The organism is Rhodovulum marinum, assembly GCF_004343075.1.
GTDB classification, from domain to species: domain Bacteria; phylum Pseudomonadota; class Alphaproteobacteria; order Rhodobacterales; family Rhodobacteraceae; genus Rhodovulum; species Rhodovulum marinum.
The window spans coordinates 49,703-65,992 of sequence record NZ_SLXP01000017.1 but is presented as its reverse complement, the minus strand read 5'-3'; the positions used below and the strand labels follow the sequence as shown (position 1 = coordinate 65,992).

Here is a 16,290-nt window from a genome sequence, read left to right as displayed (position 1 = left end):
CCATCCGGAGCCGCTTCGCCGGCCACACCAGCCGTAGCGCCAAGACCCCTCATGCACTAAGACTGAAACCGGACCACTTCATCGGGGCAGGTCATTTCCACGGGAAGAAACAACGCAAACGCCGCCCCGGAGGGCGGCGTATAAGCGTTTGGAAACGCGGGATAATTTGGTTGCGGGGGCATGCAACCGCCGAAGCCTTCCTCCTTTACGATGCAGGTTATCACGATAGAAAAAGATCCACCTGTATAAAGGCCCATCTTGTTACCGGCGGGACAGCATCAGCATCCGTGATCGCGGCCACGAGGAGCTAGTCTTCCATATGCGGCCTTTCTTAACGAAGCGCGTCAGTCGTGAAGGCTCAGAGCTTCACCTTTTTTGAGGATTTCGTAGATCACTCCCTCGAGGATCGGCAGGGCCTGCCGATCCTTGCTGAGAAGGAGCGTGGCGAGCGCGCTGTGCGAGGACATGGCCCGGACCACCGCCGCCTGCACCGCGCCGGGAAGGTTGCCTTTCATCGCCTGGTCCTTACTGTTCTTGTCGATCTGGGCCATCACGACCGGGTTCTTGCGGGTTATCTCGGCGACCTGGTTCACGAAGGCGACCTGGTCCTCGAGCGGAGTCGCCTCCCCGAAGAGGCGGTTCAGCCGCTCGATCAGCTCCTGCATGTAGACCGGGAGCGCGCCGGGCCGCCCGCCGCCCCCGCCCCCCTTGACCGGATCGAGGGTGGGGGGCTCCGCCGCGTCGCCGTCCTTGGGCTCCTCACGTGCAACGATGTCATAGCCGGTCAGCGCGATCCCATGCAGGTCGATCTCGGAGGGAGGGACCCCGTCCAGCCGGTTCGCGAGCAGCTTCGAGAAGGCGGCGAAGACCTCAAGGTCCGGATCACCGAGGTCGATTAGCTGCGCGACATAGGCGTAAAGGCGGCCGAACCGGGACAGGCCGGCCTTGAAATCCGTCAGTGACACGATCGCCGCCTCGACCTGTTCGCGCTCGTGGTCCGCACGCTTCATCCCGTCCTCGTTCCCGGTCGCCTTCGCCTGCTGCCAGGCGTCCTCGGTCTCAATTGCCCGGTCCCGAAGCTCCGCGAGGCGCTGATTGTAGGCGTCGGTCGGTTCCTGGGTGGCGGCGTACATCGCCTTATGCGCCGCTTCCTCATCGGTGCCGCTGGCGGCGGCGGAAGCGGTCTGGAACCGGGCATTCTGGAAGTCGAGGACGTGGGTCTCGTCGTAGACCCCCTGCTCGTCGAGGAACCCCTTCAGGTCGTAGATGACGTTGAGGTCCTGCACCTCCTCGATCCGGGCGCCCCGATCATACTGGGCGAAGGCGGCCCGGACCACGTCCGTGTCGTTGATGAAGTCGATGATGAAGGTCTGGTCCTTGCCGGGAAAGGTCCGGTTCAGGCGGGAGAAGGTCTGGACGATCTCGACCGCGTTCGCGATCTTCTTGTCCACGTACATCGCGACCAGCTTGGGCTGGTCGAACCCGGTCTGGAACTTGTTTGCGACCAGCATGACCCGGTATTCCGGCCGGTCGAAGACGTGGCGCAGGTCCTTGCCGCCCGCGTCCGGGTTCATGGTCGCCTCGGTAAACTCCGCGTCCTCCTCAACGACGAACGCGTCCCCCTGGAGAAGGTCGTCGTTCGGGTGCATCACGTCAGCCCCGCTCAGCTTGCCCGAGAAGGCGACGAGGGCCCGGATGTTCCCGTATTCCGGGTTCGCGGCGATGAAGGCGTCGAAGGCCCGCTTGTAGCGGACCGCGGAGGCCCGGGAGCTGGTGACCACCATCGCCTTGGCCTTCCCGTCCAGAAGGTGGGCCACGTTCTTCGAGAAGTGCTTGATGATGAATCGGACCTTCTGGGTGACGTTCGTCGGGTGAAGCGTCATCCACTTTGCCAGAGCCCGCTTGGCAGCCTTCCCGTCGACCCGCTTCTCGTCAACGATCTCCTGTCCGAGGTTGAAGGCGGTCTTGTAGGGGACGTAGCCGCGCAGAACGTCCAGGATGAACCCTTCCTCGATTGCCTGGCGCATCTCGTACTTGTGGAAAGAGACCGGCAGGTTGTCGTCCGAAGCGGGCTTGGTGGGATCGGACGGGCGACCGAAGAGCATCATGGTCGAGTGCTTAGGGGTCGCGGTGAAGGCAAAATGGGACACGTTCGCCGGCCGCTTCCGGGACCGCTGGACCTCCAGAAGGATGTCCTCGACCGTCATCTCCGACATGTCGCTTTTCGCCGACAGGGCCAGCGTCGCCTGCAGCTTCGACGCGGTGTTGCCGGTCTGCGAATTGTGCGCCTCGTCGATGATCACCGCGAAGTTCCGGTCCCTAAGAGACTTCTCGGTCAGGATCGCCTCCATCGCGAAGGGGAAGGTCTGGATGGTCACCACGATGATCGGGGTGCCCTTCAGCATCGCCTCGCTCAACTGGTCGCTCTTCGACTTCGACGAGGTCTCCCGGTCGATCGCGGCGATCAGGCCCTTCTGGTGGTCGATCTGCTGGACTGCGTCCTGCAATTGCCCGTCCAGGACGTTCCGGTCCGTCACGATGATCACCGTGTCGAAGATCGGTGTCCCGTCGTCCCGGCGCAGCTTCACCAGGTCATGCGCGGTCCAGGCAATCGTCGAGGTCTTGCCCGAGCCCGCGCTGTGCTCGCACAGGTAGGGGTGCCCGGGCCCCTTCTCCTTGGCATCGGCGATCATCTTGTTGACCGCGTCGAACTGGTGGAACCGGGGGAAGATCAGGGTCTCCTTGACCGACCAGTTCCCCTTCAGGTCGACCACGTTCTTCTTCTCGACATAGACGAAGCTGTGGAAGATCCGCAGGAAAGCGTCGGGCTGGCAGATCTCCTCCCAGAAATAGGCGACCGGGTATTGACCGTCGGCCCGCGCAGGGTTTCCGGCGCGGCCGTTGTCGCCCTTGTTGAAGGGCAGGAAGAAGGTGTCGTCGCCCGCGAGCTTCGTGGTCATCCAGATCTCGCTGTCGGACATCGCGAAATGGACCACCGCGCCGCGATGCTGCGTCAGGAGCGGGTGCTTGCGTTTGGTGACCGGGTCCACGGGCAAGCGGTCGCGCCGGTACTGGGCCTTCGCGTGTTCGACCGACTGGGTGAAATCGGTCTTCAGCTCGACCGTCGCCAGCGGCAGGCCGTTCAGGAACAGGCCGAGGTCGATGGCGAGCTCGCGGCCCGGGTGATACTTCAGCTGCGGCACAACCCGCAGCCGGTTCGACGCATAGCGGTGCAGGACCTTCTCGTTGCGCTGGTCCTCGGGTGCAGCCTCGGACAGGTCGAGGTGACCGGCGCCAGCGATGGAGAAGCCCCGGCGCAGGGTCTGCACCATCCCCTGTTTTTCCAGCGCCGTCTCCAGCCGGTCCATGACGACGCCCAGGGTCTTTTCGCCGTTCATCGCTTGAAGCCGGTCCCATTTCTGCGGCTGGGTGGCGCGCAGCCAGGCCTCCAAATCCTCGGGATACATGGCCCGGTCCGCGTCATAGGCATCAGACGTGCCGACCAGCCAGCCAGCGGCGGCGAGCTTCTGGACAATGTAGGACTCGAGGTGCTTCTCGTGATGCAGGTCGCTCATTCCGTCACCTCCGTACCGCCGGCCTGCGCCTGCTGCCACTCGTGATAATTCAGCTTCGAACCCCGGACCTTCCACTCAAGCCGCCCGTTACTATTCCGGTCCAGCACGACAGCCGCCGCAGCCGAGGGGCTGCTGAACGGCCAAGGCCTCGCGAAACGCATCCTGTCCTCCGCGTGCGGGATCAGGACGCCCTCGGCGATCATCTTGTCCTTCAGCCCGCCGTAGCTCTGCTGAACATATCCGGTCCCGATCAGGGCCTCGGAGCCTTCCAGCACCACGAACTCCCCGTCCTCCTCGACCGCCGTCGCCTGAACGCCGCTCTTGTGACGGATCTCGAAATGGACCTCTTCGGCGGTCCGGTCTTCGGCGGGTTTCGCGACCTGCGTCACGGCACGCGGCTGGGGCTTGAGCATATCGAGCCCGATGACCGGTAAAATGATCCGAAGGTTCGACAGGAACTGTTCCATGTTCGCGACATCGGCCTCGGGCAGGCGCCGGCGGTCTGTGTCGGGATGAGTGCCGTTGTCCAGCGTGACCCGGCCCGCCTGTGCGGCAACGCGGATCAGACGGGCCTCGAGATATTCGGCATGTCCCTTCGAAAGGTCGTCGTCGCTGGTGGTGACCGTGATCGCGGTTTCCCAGAAGTCGCGCTTCTTCGCGCTCTGTTCGATCCGTTCGGACACGGAGTTTCCGGACCCGATATAGACCCGGGTCACGCCGGGCTTGTCCGGGTCCGGCCCGGACAGGATGTAGACCCCGGTCCGATCCACCTCGGATCGGGCGGTCAGGTCGCCGAAGGCTGAGGCGCCGCTGACGAACAACAGGCCGGTCCAGCCGTGGATCGTCGCCTTGCGCAGGCCCGTGGGTTTCCCGTCGACGAGGAAAAGCTGGATGGTCCGCCCGAAGGTTTCGCCTGTGGTCATGCCGACGCCTCTTTCGGAAGTCTTGCCAGCTTTGATGGGGCAGCAATCGGCATCTTCATACCTTCCATACTGCTCTGGCGCGCCAATCCGCTGGAAACCCCATGCTGGCAGGATCGGCCAACGGGCAGCCGTCAATCAGGGCAACAAGACGCTTTTTCCATTCGTTGCCCGGTGCGATCAGGGCCAAAAGATAATCGAGCATCACCAGAGTGTTGTGCAGATAGCGCGGATCGGCATCCCGCATGGCGACGGGCAGCTTGGCGGGGTATTTCGGAACCGTCATCTTCACCGTGAAGCGCTTGTTCCAAAGCCTGCCATGGTGGGCGCAGATGTTGCGGACATGGCTGATATGATGGGCGAAAGACGTGACCACCTTTTCGTCCTGCGCGAAAAGGGCTGCGATGGCGTTTCTATCGCTGCGCAGTTTCAGGTCGCTGTAAAATTTCGACAGCAAACCGAACGACATGACCTCTGCCGCCATCCAGACCGGCGGCAGCTTTGGCGAGGTGTATTTGTCGCGATAGTGGGTCGCGAACGTATCGCGCGAGCGGTGGAATTCCTTGTTCAACTCGGCAACGGCAGAGGCATGACGCCCGATGTGGGCATAGTGACCCTGTTCGAGATATCCATGGGGGCCATGGCTCATGGCCATGTGATGCGCCCATTGCGCGCGCAAGGCCACTTCGACCCGCTCGATGGCGTCCAGTACCAAGAGCCGCAGTTCGCGGTCGAAGATGTAGAGGGTCAGCACATCCTCGAAGGTTGTCCCGTCACGGAAGGCGTGATCGCCGTTGTTCGCGGCGGGCACCTCGAAGGGCAGCCAGTAGGCCCGCAGCCTATAGTAGGAGATGAAGTTCAGGTAGTGCTGTGCCTGGGCTTCGTCCCCGACAATCATGCCGCGGCGCTTGAGCAGTTCGACCTGATCCGGGACAGAAACGGCGGGCTTTTCAAACTTCATGCGGCACTCCTGTGCCGCGAAAGCGATACCCTGAAAACAAGTAACCCGCCGGGGTGCGCAGTGCGAAACCGAGGCTCCGTCCGAGGCGTGGCGGGTCTTGTTGAGACAGTAGATAGGGCAGGAATCCTACCAAAGCAATAAGAAACCGACCGGTCCGCGCAAAAAGTCATGCCGCCGCCCTCACGTCGATCTTGCCGGTCACGGCAGCAGTGATCAGGGCAGCACGCTTCTCGCGAAGTAGGTCGATGCTGCGCTCGGTCAGGGCGATCAGGTTCTTCATTCGTGCCGTTGCACGTTCGATCCGATCAACGATTTCAAGCTGCTCCTCGCGAGGGGGCACGGGGAGTTTCACGGGCGCGAACCGCACAAAACGAAACCTCGGGGCTCTTTCACGAACAGATGGGCACAGAACATAGATGTAGTTTCGCCGCGCCATGCACCTGAGCAGGTAGGCGTAGTATTCGGGGACGGCCTCATCGGAGCGAGGTTTGCACACCGCATACTCGCCGGTCGCTTTTCCGTCGTCTTCGGAAACCCCAATCGCGCCGGCGAAGGCATCCATAGTATGAATGACCAAATCGCCCTTTAGTATTCTTTGGTATCCGACTTCCTTCTCGGCGAAGGTGTAGCCCTCTGTTCGCCGCTTGCTCCTGAGGCAGACCTGCCCATCGCGGAACGCGGTGATGATTTCATCGTTTGGACCCACCGGGCGCGCCATTTCTTCGAAGAGATGCTTGCCCTTTCGCACGGTCCAGCCTTCCGGAATCCGAGGTGCCCACGGTATATCGACGTCCTTGAGGACGCGTCGGCTGTCGTCGCGGCCGGTAACGCACGAGTCCGAAAAGCCGAGTATCTTTTCCTTCAGCAGCGCGATGAACCGGGTCTTCTTCTCGATCAGGCCGTCAATCTGGCCGGTTTCCTGGTCTAGAAAGCGGGCGATGGCGGCTTGTTCTTCCAAGGGGGGCAGCGCGACTGGGATCTGCTTAATTTCCTCCCAACCAATCGCCCTTCGATGATCCAAGATTCCAGTGCCAAACGACTGCGCATAGGTCTGATAGTGCCTATTGGAAAGGATATAATTTACAAACGCATGCTCAGCCGTTTCAGGTCGGTTTCTCATAATAACGTATACAGGGCTGCAAACACCATTATAAGGTGAAATACCGTAAGAACCGATTGCATAGTTCATACTGTTCAGCACAAAGTCACCAATCTCGACGACTTTACACTTGGACAAGTCCTCAGGCTTCTTGTTCCCAACATCGCCTTTGTCTTCGTAAAGGATGATCCCACGATTTGCCATCAACGACAGATAATTTGTTGAGGCGGTTCCGACGTTTCTTACTTTCTTTTCGTAGAGAAATGCTGCGCCCCGATTGACCGTCCAATGAGATGGCATTTTCCCGAGGAATGAATTTCCGGTATCCACCATAGTCTTGTAGCGCGCGGGCATCAGTCCGTCACCTCCGCCAGCACCGCAGCGATTTCCGCCTCGACCGCCTTCAGCTCGGCGTCGATCTCTTCAAGATCGCGGGGCGGCTGGTATTCATAGAAGTAGCGGTTGAAGTTGATCTCATACCCCACGATGCCGACCTGGCCGTCGTAATCGTCCCGGAATGTCTCATCGACATAGGCGTCTGGCGCATGGGGCAGCACCTCCTGCGCCATGTAGTCCCGGATGTCGGTCCCGAGGGGGATGTTCTCGAAATCCGTCAGGGCGTCATCGGGGATGATCTCACCCTTCTTGTCGCGCACCGGATCGAGTTCCGTGTCGCGCACGCCGAAAGATTTCTGGAACGCCTTGATGAGGGCGGCGTTCACCTTGCCCAGCCCCGCATCGCGTTTGGCCGCGTTCTTGACCCAGGCCTCGAACCGCTGCCAGCCATGCGCCTCGCCCATGTCCGCCTCGAAGAGCGCAGTCCATGCGGTCTGCACTTCGGGCGCGAGCTTGCCCCATGCGGTTTCATCCGCCAGCGCCGCCAGCCCTTCGGCCGAGATCACGATCTTCTTGCGCAGCGGGCGCAGGACCTTCACTCGGCGGTAGCCGAAGTCGCGGCTGTCGAACAGGCGGCTCTCCTTCGTCTCGGCGAAGTCGGCATACATCTGGACGATCTGGCGGATCTGGCCGTCCCCGACCTTCCGGCGCTTGTTGCCCTCGCTCTTGCGCATCGGCTCATAGAGTGCGGTGGCGTCGATCAGCTGGACCTTGCCCTTTCGGGCGGCCGGCTTCTTGTTGGACAGGAGCCAGATGTAGGTGCCGATCCCGGTGCGGAAGAAGATCTCGGTCGGAAGCGCGATGATCGCCTCGACCACGTCCTCCTCCAGCAGGTAACGACGGATCTCGGATTCCCCTTGCCCCGCGTTCCCGTTGAAGAGGGGCGAGCCGGAGAGGACGATGGCCGCCCGCCCGCCGCCACGTTCCGGCGCCTCCAGCTTGCTAAGGAGGTGAAGCAGAAATAGCATCGACCCGTCGCTGACGCGCGGCAGCTTGGGGCCGAAGCGGCCCTCGAACCCCTTCTCCTGATGCTCCCGGACCACGGCGGCCTGGTCCATCTCCCATTTCTTACCGAAGGGCGGGTTCGAGACGCAGTAATGGAACCGCTCATCCGCGAGCTTGTCGTCGGACAGGGTGCTGCCGAGCTTGATGTTCTTCGACAGGTCGCGGCCGGGATCGGACTCGACGGTCTTGAGCAACATCGAGGCGAGGCAGACGGCGTGGGTCTCCGGTTCCAGCTCCTGCCCGTAGGGCACGATGACCGGGGCAACCGAATATCGGTCGCGCAGCGCGTTCACGTGCTCCATGCCGTCCGACAGGAAGCCGCCGGTGCCGCAGGTGGGGTCATAGAGGGTCCGGATCAGGCCGGGATTGTCGATGAACATCTGGTCGTCCGGGTCGAGCAGCAGCTCGATGGCCAGATGGACGACGTCGCGCGGCGTCATGAAGTCTTCAGCCGCCTCGTTCACCTCGGCGCCGAAGCGCCGGATCAGGTGCTCATAGACGTTGGACATGACCCGTTCCGGAACCGCGTCGGGGTGCAGATCAATGGCGGCGAAGTTCTGACAGATCTTGTAGAGGACCCCGGCCTTGTCCATCCGGGCCAGCGTGTTCGCGAAGTCGAACTGTTCGAAGATGACCCGCGCGTTGTCCGAGAAGGAGGCGATGTAGTCCTCGAGGTTCTGACGGGTCCGGGTCGCGCCGAGACTGCGCAGGTCGTAATTCGAGGTGTTGTAGAACGGGTAGCCGGTCTGGGTGCGCAGAATGACGTCCAGGTCGATCCCGCTGTCCTTCATGGTCTTGACGGTCTCGCGCACCTGGTCCCGGGTCGGTTCCAGCACGCATTCCAGACGGCGCAGCAGGGTGAAGGGCAGGATGATCTTGCCGAAGTCGACGTGCTTGAAGTTTCCCCAGAGGTCATCCGCGTTCTTCCAGATGAAATCCGCGAGAGAGGTGTTTTTCGTCTGGGTATTCATCTATTCGACCTTATCATCAATCTACTGACCTCCCGGCAGAACCTTATCCCCTAAATAAGGTACGAGCCGCCGTGACGGAATCGCCCATAGGATGATTCCTGTGGAAAAACCGCCCGGCTTCCGAATGCTCGATACTGGCAAACCAAAATCGAACGGCCGGATTTGCCCCTGCGAAAGGCTTTACGCCCCAAGCGCCGCCATCACCTCGTCGCGATTGACCAGCACGATCTGCTGGTCCCGCGGCGCCCGCGCGTCGGGATCGGTATCGAGCCCCAGCCGCTTGAGCGCGTAGTGGAGCAGCGCCCGGCGCACCGGGATCCGCGCCACGCCCTCCTCCATCGCGTAATCCATCTCGAAGACCCGGGTCTGCGCCTCGGAAAGCCCCGGATGCGGCGCGATCACCAGCTCGATCTTCTCCTGCCAGGCCCGGTCGTCCGCGGAGGCACTTTCCGTAAGCCCGCTGTCCCGGGCCTCCAGGATCCGTGAAAGCAGGAAATCCTTCAACACGCCGTCCCGCCGGCAGAAGGCCCGCGCATGCCAGCGGAACCCATCGAAGGCCAGGGCGTGGGGCTCGATGACCTGCGCGCCCGACTCCGGGCGCGACATCGACTGGTAGACGACCTCCAGTGCCAGCCCGCTCGTGATCCCGCGCCGTGATGCAGGCGCTCGATGCGGTCAATGCCCGGTTCAGCAAGAAGACCATGGTCCTTGGATCCGAAGGGACAGGGCGGGGCGATGCGGGGGGACTATCGCAGTCCGCGATACACCACGCGGATCGCTCGCGCGTCAGCACCTAACGCGCGGGCCCGGTGGCGTTATTGAACGACATTTCCTCGCACGCCCGGCCGGTCCGCATCTTCCCGGAAACGCGTGAACATGCGCCGCGGCCGACACGGCCCATCCTGCGCGCCGCCTCCGCGAGAACCGGCCGCGTTTTCCACAGAAACCTGCAGATCCCTGCCGCTTTTCGACCCCGCCCCGCTCGGGATTTTCGGGGTGGTGTCATAGGTTTTCCATACAACCCCGGGCGAAGTCAGCCCGGCTAAAACAAGGAGACCTGACCATGCGCACCATGACCGAACCGTTCGCAGCCTCGAACACCCCCAAGCGCTCCAGGGTGATCAAGTTCCGCACCACGCCCGCGGAGGAGGCAGAGTTGCAGCGCCGGGCGCAGGAACACGGTTACGCCCAGCTTGCGGAGTTCATCCGCACGCGCCTGTTGTCCGCGCAGGTGTCGCACGACATACGGCTGGCCCGCGATATCGCCCGGGTCGGCGAACTGCTGAACGCGGTCCTGCACCACGCCCAGGCCACGGACAGCCCGATCCCCCGGGAGCGGATCGAGCGGTTGCTGGATGCCGCCGAACAGTTGTTTCTGGCCCATTTGCCGGCGGGATCGGAGCGGGGCTGATGCGGCCGCACCTGCAATTTCACCGGACGGCCGAATGCCTGGCAAGCTACGACATGCGGCCCGGCCATGAGCTGCTGGGCGGCACGGTGCCCGTGTCCAGCCCGACCCGGGCGCGCCGGTTCTTCCAGCGCTTTTCCGATCCCGACCGGGACGGGTTCGTCCACGTCACCCTGTCGGCGCCGGAAGGGCTCTGGCTCTCCCGGCCCCAATGGCTGGCCGTATTCCGCTTCGCGCTCGGCCGGCACGGGCTGCCGCCCGACATGGCGCCCTGGATCCTCGTGCGTCACGCCGATGCGGCCTGCGATCACGCCCATGGCTTCGCCGCGTTGAGAACCTTCCTCGGCTTTCCCTTGCGCCCCATCACCAGCCCCGCCCATACCGATACGACCCACCGGGGGCTGGCCCGGCGGCTGGGCCTTGAAGAGCCGTATTACAGCCGCGGCCGGCCCGTCCGCCTGTCCGGCCATGCGCCCGCGCGGCGCCTATCGGCGCATGTCCATGCCCCGCCCCTGGCCCGGGACCTGAACGCGGCCTTCGCGCGGCGGCCCACGGACGTGCCCGGGCTGAACACCGCGCTGGAGGCGGTCGGCAGCCCGATAAGGGTCGAGGTCGAGACCACCGGCCATGGCACCCCTAGCTTTGTCTGCCGGCACGCGGGCACGCTGTCCTTGCGCCTCTCCGCCCTGGGCCATGATTTCGAACCGGCCCGCATGCGCGCCCGCTTCGCCCATGCCGCGGCCCTGCGCCGGGCGGACCCGGTGCTGGCCGCCGGCCTCATGCTGCACACCCTGTCCGGACGACCCGAACAGGCCGCTTTTCCCATGACACAGGAGACATTCCATGATCCAGCCCCAGCCCACGCCTCTGGCCTTGCCGGACCCGGAAAAGGTGCTGATGAGCACGCTGGAGGACACGCGCAAGGACGTGCAGGCCCTGCACCCCTTGCTGGACCTCTTGCAGAACCCGGAAACGACAGAGGGCTCCGCCGCGGCCCGGCTCATCAAGACAATCCTGGAGATGCGGAACATGCAGGAGCGGCAGGCCCACGCGCTCGGGGCGGTGCAGGAGAATCTGGACGCCGTTTCGCAAGACGTGGCAGCCCTGCGCGCGCTGCTGGAGGGGCCAGCGGAGACCGGCTGAGCCTTGGCGCCTGGATCGGGCGGGTGTTGAAAGCGGCCCGGCAAAGCGCGGATCGGTTCCGCCAACGCATCCACGCGTCGGCGCGCCGGATCGACCTGGTCTTCGCGGATGGCAGCGCGGCGCGGGCCACCCCCGATCGCATCCTCCTGGGCCGTCCTTCCCGGACCGGGACGTCGGGCACGGCCGAGGTGTTCGCGCAGGCCTTTTGTGCGCGCTCCGACCACCTGCCGGCCCCGCCCGACCCGTTCAACCCGCCCGCGCCGGGCATGCTGCTGTCCGGACGGGCGGCGGTGCTGCGCCGCGCGGCGCGGGCGCGCGCGGATCGGCAGGCCATTCTCAGCCTTGATCTGGACCCACCGGAAAAGCTGCGGGGACAGCTGGCCGCGGCCACGGACCTGCCCTGCGATCGCGTTCCGGTCCTGGGGTTGGAGGATCCGATCCCGGACAGCGCGCGCCCGGTCCTGATCCTTGGCCCCGCAGCCCTGGCGGCCTTCCGGGAAGACCCGGCCGCCTGGCGGGATCGCCTCGGCACGCTGCAGGCCGCACATCCCGATCTGCCCTGCCTCGGACCGGACAACCACCCTGCCCCGCCTGGTCGCCAAGCTGGCCCGGAATGCGGCCCGCGTCGATCCGGAGGCAGAGCCGGAAGCGGGAGGGCCGGAAATGGGGTGAGGGGATTGGGGCGGAATGGCAGCGGCGCAACGGGTAGGCTCCGCGCTCTGTCCTGGAATTCCGAAAGGACACCGTCGCCGACCACCGGCAGACACATCAACACCACCTGACCGGAAAAACTCCAGTGTACTCTCCATGGAGAAACTCCATTCCTGTTCCGAAGCAGGAATGGCATCGCAGACCCCGGAGATCAGGAACAGGTGGGTGCAAGACAACGCTTACGAAAGAGCCGACCCGTAGGCCGGAATTTTATGTCATTGCAATCGAGAACCGCGCCTCTGCGCCGCCCAGGCGTGAGAATGCCCGCTGGCGGCAGGTGAAGACGATGATCTGCTGGTCGCCGGCGACGCGGTGCAGCGCGGTGAACATCCGTTCGATCCGGTCGTCGTCGGAATGGATCAGCGCGTCGTCAAGGATCACCGGCACGCTCTGGCCGGTGCGGGAAAAGAGCCGGGCGAAGGCCAGGCGGGTCAGGATCGCGATCTGTTCCGCGGTGCCGCCCGAGAGGATCTCGAGGTCTTCCTCCTGCCCCTGCCGGGTCAGCGCGACGGGCAAGAGGGTGGCATCGTCCAGCCGGATATCGGCCTCGTCATGCAGAAGCGACAGGAGCGGCAGAAGCTCGGCCTTCACCGGCTCGAAATAGGCGTCGCGGGCGGCGTGGCGGGCGGCGGTCAGGGCCTCTTCCAGCTTTTGCAGGGCGGCGGCCTCGCGGGCGTAGCGCCGGGCGCGGGTCTCGGCCGTGGCCAGTTGCCCTTCGATCTCGGCCAGGCGTTCCTCGATCCCGTCCTCGGCGCGGGCGCGGATCGTGCCGTCGAGGCCGTGGATCTGTTCGGACAGGGTGCGCATCCGGTCTGCGGCGGCCTTCACCGCGCCCTCGGTGCGGGCCAGTTCCGCGCGCAGGGTGTCCATGTCGGGGGCCTCGGTGGCCAGCGCGTCGCGGGCGGCGGTGGCCTTGTCCCGCTTTTCCGTGGCCTGGCGTAGCCGGTCTGTTGCCTGCGCGGTCTGCTCGGCGTGTTCGGCCTCGGGTCCGCGCGCCGTGCGGGCGGCCTCATAGGCCTCGCGCGCCTGGCCGTGCGCGGTCTGGGCGGCGGACAGGGCCATGTCGGCCCGGGCCAGCGCCTTGCGCGCAGTATCGAGGGTAGCGCGGGCCCGGGTCTCGGCGGTCTCGGCCTCCTCCAACTGCCGGGCGAGCGCGTCGGGGTCTCCGGCCTCTTCCGCCTGCTCGGCCCCGGCACTCAGGGCCAGGGCGGCCACGGTTTCGCGCAGCTTGTCCATCCCCTCGGGGGCGAGGCTTGCCAGCAGTTGCGTGGCCTGCGCGGCGGCGGCCTCGGCCTTTTGCCGCGCGGCATGGGCGGCCCGGGCCTCGGCCAGCGTCGTCACGCCGGCCGCCTCCAGCACGTTGCGCAAGGCGTGCTCCGCCGCTTCACACGCCGCGCGGGCGGCCTCGGCGGTGTCGCGGCCGCCGGTGTCGATCTCCAGCGCGCCGAGGCCCGGCAAATCCAGCCGGGCGCGGTCCTGCAGCGGGCGGGCCGTGCCCTCGGGCAGATCCTCGCCGTCCAGCTTGATCCGCAGATCGCCGGAATAGCGGGGTGTGATGGTCACGGCCAGCGCATCCCGGCGGGCCTGCGCCGCACTCAGCTTTCGATTGAGGTCGTCGAGCGTGGCCAGCGTGGCTTCATCGACGGGTGCGGCCTCGACCTGCGCACGCGCCTCCGCCAAGTGCTTGCCCTGCGCCTCGGCCTTCTCCAGCCGCGCCTGCATCTCGCCCAGGCGCTCGACGGCCATCCGGGCCAGCGCGGCCCGCTGCGCCCGGCCATGGGCGGCTCGCGCCGCCTTGACCCGGGCCTCGGCGCCGCTCAGGGCCTGTGCTGCCGTGGCCTCCTCGGTCACGCGGGCGGCATGGACCTCCTGCGCCTCCCGTTCCGCCTCGGCCGCCGCCGCAACCGCCGCCTGCGCCTCGGTCAGGGCCGTTTCCAACCCTTGCAACTCCTTGACCGCCGATGCGGCCGCCGCGTGTTCCAGCCCGGCGATCGTGACCTCGCGCTCTGCGGATTCGAGCCGCGCGGCATGGGCTTCGGCCGCCTGCATCGCCTCGCGCGCGCCCTTCAGGGCGCTGTCCCGCGCCGCGCGTTCGTCGGGATCGTCCAGCCGCGCGCGCTCGGCCTCGGCGCGGCGGCGCTCTTCCAGCGCCCCCGACAGTTCCGCAACCTGGGCGGCCAGCGTGTCCCGGGTCGCGGAGAGGTGCGCCACCTCGTCCTCGGCGCGTTTCCAGGGGCCGCCGGCCCTGGCCTTACCGGTCGCGGTGGCGATCTCGGCCAGTTCCGCCCGGCAGGCGGCCAGAACGTGGTCCATCCGCCGCCCGCCAGTCATCAGGTCGATCTCTCCGGCCAGCGTCGACATCAGGTCGCGTCGGGCGGCCAGCGCGTTTTCCCGCTCGCGCTTCTCGGCGGTCGAGGTGCCGTCCGGCTCCAGCGCGGTCACGCCCTGGCGCACCCACAAGAGCCCTGCCGGGCCACCCAGCCCGCCCCGGATCAGCCGGTCGATCCAGGCCTCGGCCTCGTCATCCTGGGCCAGCAGGCGGCCCGTGGCACAGTCTGTCACCTTCGCCGATTTCCGCGACAGCCAGGTCTTTTCCAGCCGGAACCGGCCCTCGCCGGTCTCGATCTCGGCGGCCACGGTGACCGCGCCCCCGGAATGCGGGCGCAGCGATTTCACCTCGCGGTTCTGGCTGGAATAGGGCTGGAAGAACAGCGCATGCAGCGCGTCGAAGAAGGTCGACTTGCCGCTTTCATTCGGGGCCGAGAACACCGTGATCCCGTCGCCGATTTCGTCAAGCGCTGCGGTCTGCCCGGCAAAACGGCGGACATTGGTGAGCTGGAGGGCGCGAAGTTTCATGCGACCTCCGATGCCAGGGCGTAAAGCCGGGCCAGCGCCGCGGCGGCGATCTCGCGATCCGCTTCCGACAGGGCGGGGCTCTGCGCCTCGTCCCACAGCGCCTCGGCCGCGCGGCGCAGGGCGCCTGCGCGGTCGATTTCATCCAGATCGGTCACGTCGTGATGGATGGAAAGGCCGCCGAGCTCCGCCTCGAACCAGGCGAAGTCCTCGCGCACCGCGCGGGCGCCCGTTTCCAGCAGGGTGCGTTCGGCCAGCGTCAGCCGCCCCTGGGGCCGCAGGCGGAACAGCGTCTTGCGCCGGGCCTCGGGCGGCGGCAGAAGCCCGGCCAACCGCGCCTCGACATCCTCGCCGGGCAACAGGTCCGGGCGCGTGGTCACCCACGCATAATCCCCGGTCGGAACCGGCACCACCTCTGGCGCGGCGCCCGGACCCGCTAGCGTGACAGCCAGCGCCGCGGCGGGCGCGTCATGCTTGAAGCTGTCAGCCTCGGGCGTGCCGGAATACCAGCTCCGCGCGCCGATCGGCATCTGCCCGTGCCAGTCGCCCAGGGCCAGGTAGTCCAGCCCCGAGCGCGCGGCCCGGTCGGGCGGGATCAGGGCGGCGTCGCCCTCCTCGCAGAACTCGGTCACCGCCCCGTGGGCCAGGCCGATGCGCAAGGCCCCCTCTGGCGTGGCCTGGTCCAGCACGCTGGTCAGGTCGCGCCCGGGCCGCCGCGCGGTGCATGGCGCGGGCAGGATTGCGGCGGGACCGATCCTGATCGGCGTGGGATCGAGCGCGACGCGCACATTGTCCGGCTGCGCCTCGGCCACCCGCCGCCACAGGTCCAGCGCGGCCAGCGAGTCGTGATTGCCCGGCAGGATCACCCAGGTCAGATCGCTGGCCTCGGCCATCGCCTGCAGCGCCTGGCGGATCGTGGCGGGCGCCGGGGTTTCCGCGTCGAACGTGTCGCCGGCCAGCAGGATCACCCCCGCGCCATGGGCCCGCGCGGCCCCGGCCAGCCGCCCCAGCGCCGCGTAGCGCGCCGCGCGCAACAGCGCCGGCAGGTCGCCGTCGAACCGGCCGAACGGCTTGCCCAGGTGCAGGTCGGAACTGTGCAGAAAACGGAACACGCGTCGAACTCCTTTACAAACCCTGACGCACACCCGGCCACCGCAATGCAAGCCCAGGCGGTTTGCGGGGTGCACGACTCGCCCATCGGCAAGTCTGATCCTTGCCTATCGCATCACGGTGTCAAACCCTGTCATG

Annotated in this window: 12 protein-coding genes; 4 read left to right on the top strand and 8 right to left on the bottom strand. The window is 65.9% G+C overall.

Annotated features, from left to right (window positions below; genetic code table 11):
- Positions 1–344: 344 nt before the first annotated feature.
- The 6 genes from EV662_RS17850 to EV662_RS17825 form a co-directional block, all read right to left on the bottom strand.
- On the bottom strand, positions 345–3,575 hold the full coding sequence (locus tag EV662_RS17850) for a type I restriction endonuclease subunit R (RefSeq protein WP_132465715.1): 3,231 nt from the start codon (positions 3,573–3,575) through the stop codon (positions 345–347).
- Positions 3,572–4,498: a GIY-YIG nuclease family protein gene (locus EV662_RS17845; RefSeq protein ID WP_132465713.1), complete on the bottom strand. Its 927-nt coding sequence runs from the start codon at positions 4,496–4,498 to the stop codon at positions 3,572–3,574. Before EV662_RS17845 ends, EV662_RS17850 begins: the two co-directional genes overlap by 4 nt.
- Positions 4,499–4,553: 55 nt before the next feature.
- Positions 4,554–5,456 (bottom strand): Abi family protein, encoded by a 903-nt coding sequence (locus EV662_RS17840; RefSeq protein WP_132465710.1) that lies wholly within the window; start codon positions 5,454–5,456, stop codon positions 4,554–4,556.
- Between the two features lie 166 nt (positions 5,457–5,622).
- Positions 5,623–6,909 carry a restriction endonuclease subunit S gene (locus EV662_RS17835; protein WP_243695894.1) on the bottom strand — a complete coding sequence of 429 codons (1,287 nt, stop codon included), beginning with the start codon at positions 6,907–6,909 and terminating at the stop codon, positions 5,623–5,625.
- Positions 6,909–8,927 (bottom strand): type I restriction-modification system subunit M, encoded by a 2,019-nt coding sequence (locus EV662_RS17830; RefSeq protein WP_132465707.1) that lies wholly within the window; start codon positions 8,925–8,927, stop codon positions 6,909–6,911. The genes EV662_RS17835 and EV662_RS17830 overlap by 1 nt, the downstream gene beginning before the upstream one ends.
- Positions 8,928–9,107: 180 nt before the next feature.
- The gene (locus EV662_RS17825; protein ID WP_132465704.1) at positions 9,108–9,533 is read right to left on the bottom strand and encodes a BrxR family transcriptional regulator; all 426 of its coding nucleotides are present in this window, start codon (positions 9,531–9,533) and stop codon (positions 9,108–9,110) included.
- A gap of 50 nt (positions 9,534–9,583) precedes the next feature.
- Here EV662_RS17825 and EV662_RS17820 point away from each other — a divergent pair, with 50 nt between their 5' ends.
- The 4 genes from EV662_RS17820 to EV662_RS17805 all read left to right on the top strand — a co-directional run bounded on the left by EV662_RS17820 (position 9,584) and on the right by EV662_RS17805 (position 12,260).
- Positions 9,584–9,724, top strand: coding sequence for a DUF4113 domain-containing protein (locus tag EV662_RS17820; RefSeq protein ID WP_243695893.1), 141 nt, complete (start codon positions 9,584–9,586; stop codon positions 9,722–9,724).
- 266 nt (positions 9,725–9,990) lie between these two features.
- Positions 9,991–10,338 (top strand): plasmid mobilization protein, encoded by a 348-nt coding sequence (locus tag EV662_RS17815; RefSeq protein ID WP_132465701.1) that lies wholly within the window; start codon positions 9,991–9,993, stop codon positions 10,336–10,338.
- Positions 10,339–11,178: 840 nt separating this feature from the next.
- The gene (locus EV662_RS17810) at positions 11,179–11,478 is read left to right on the top strand and encodes a hypothetical protein (RefSeq protein WP_132465698.1); all 300 of its coding nucleotides are present in this window, start codon (positions 11,179–11,181) and stop codon (positions 11,476–11,478) included.
- A 23-nt stretch (positions 11,479–11,501) separates the two neighbouring features.
- Positions 11,502–12,260: a hypothetical protein gene (locus EV662_RS17805; protein ID WP_132465695.1), complete on the top strand. Its 759-nt coding sequence runs from the start codon at positions 11,502–11,504 to the stop codon at positions 12,258–12,260.
- Between the two features lie 139 nt (positions 12,261–12,399).
- Here EV662_RS17805 and EV662_RS17800 read toward each other — a convergent pair whose 3' ends face one another.
- Positions 12,400–15,045: an AAA family ATPase gene (locus EV662_RS17800; protein ID WP_132465692.1), complete on the bottom strand. Its 2,646-nt coding sequence runs from the start codon at positions 15,043–15,045 to the stop codon at positions 12,400–12,402.
- Positions 15,042–16,154, bottom strand: a complete 1,113-nt coding sequence (locus EV662_RS17795; RefSeq protein WP_132465689.1) for a metallophosphoesterase family protein — start codon at positions 16,152–16,154, stop codon at positions 15,042–15,044. Before EV662_RS17795 ends, EV662_RS17800 begins: the two co-directional genes overlap by 4 nt.
- Between the last annotated feature and the right edge of the window lie 136 nt (positions 16,155–16,290).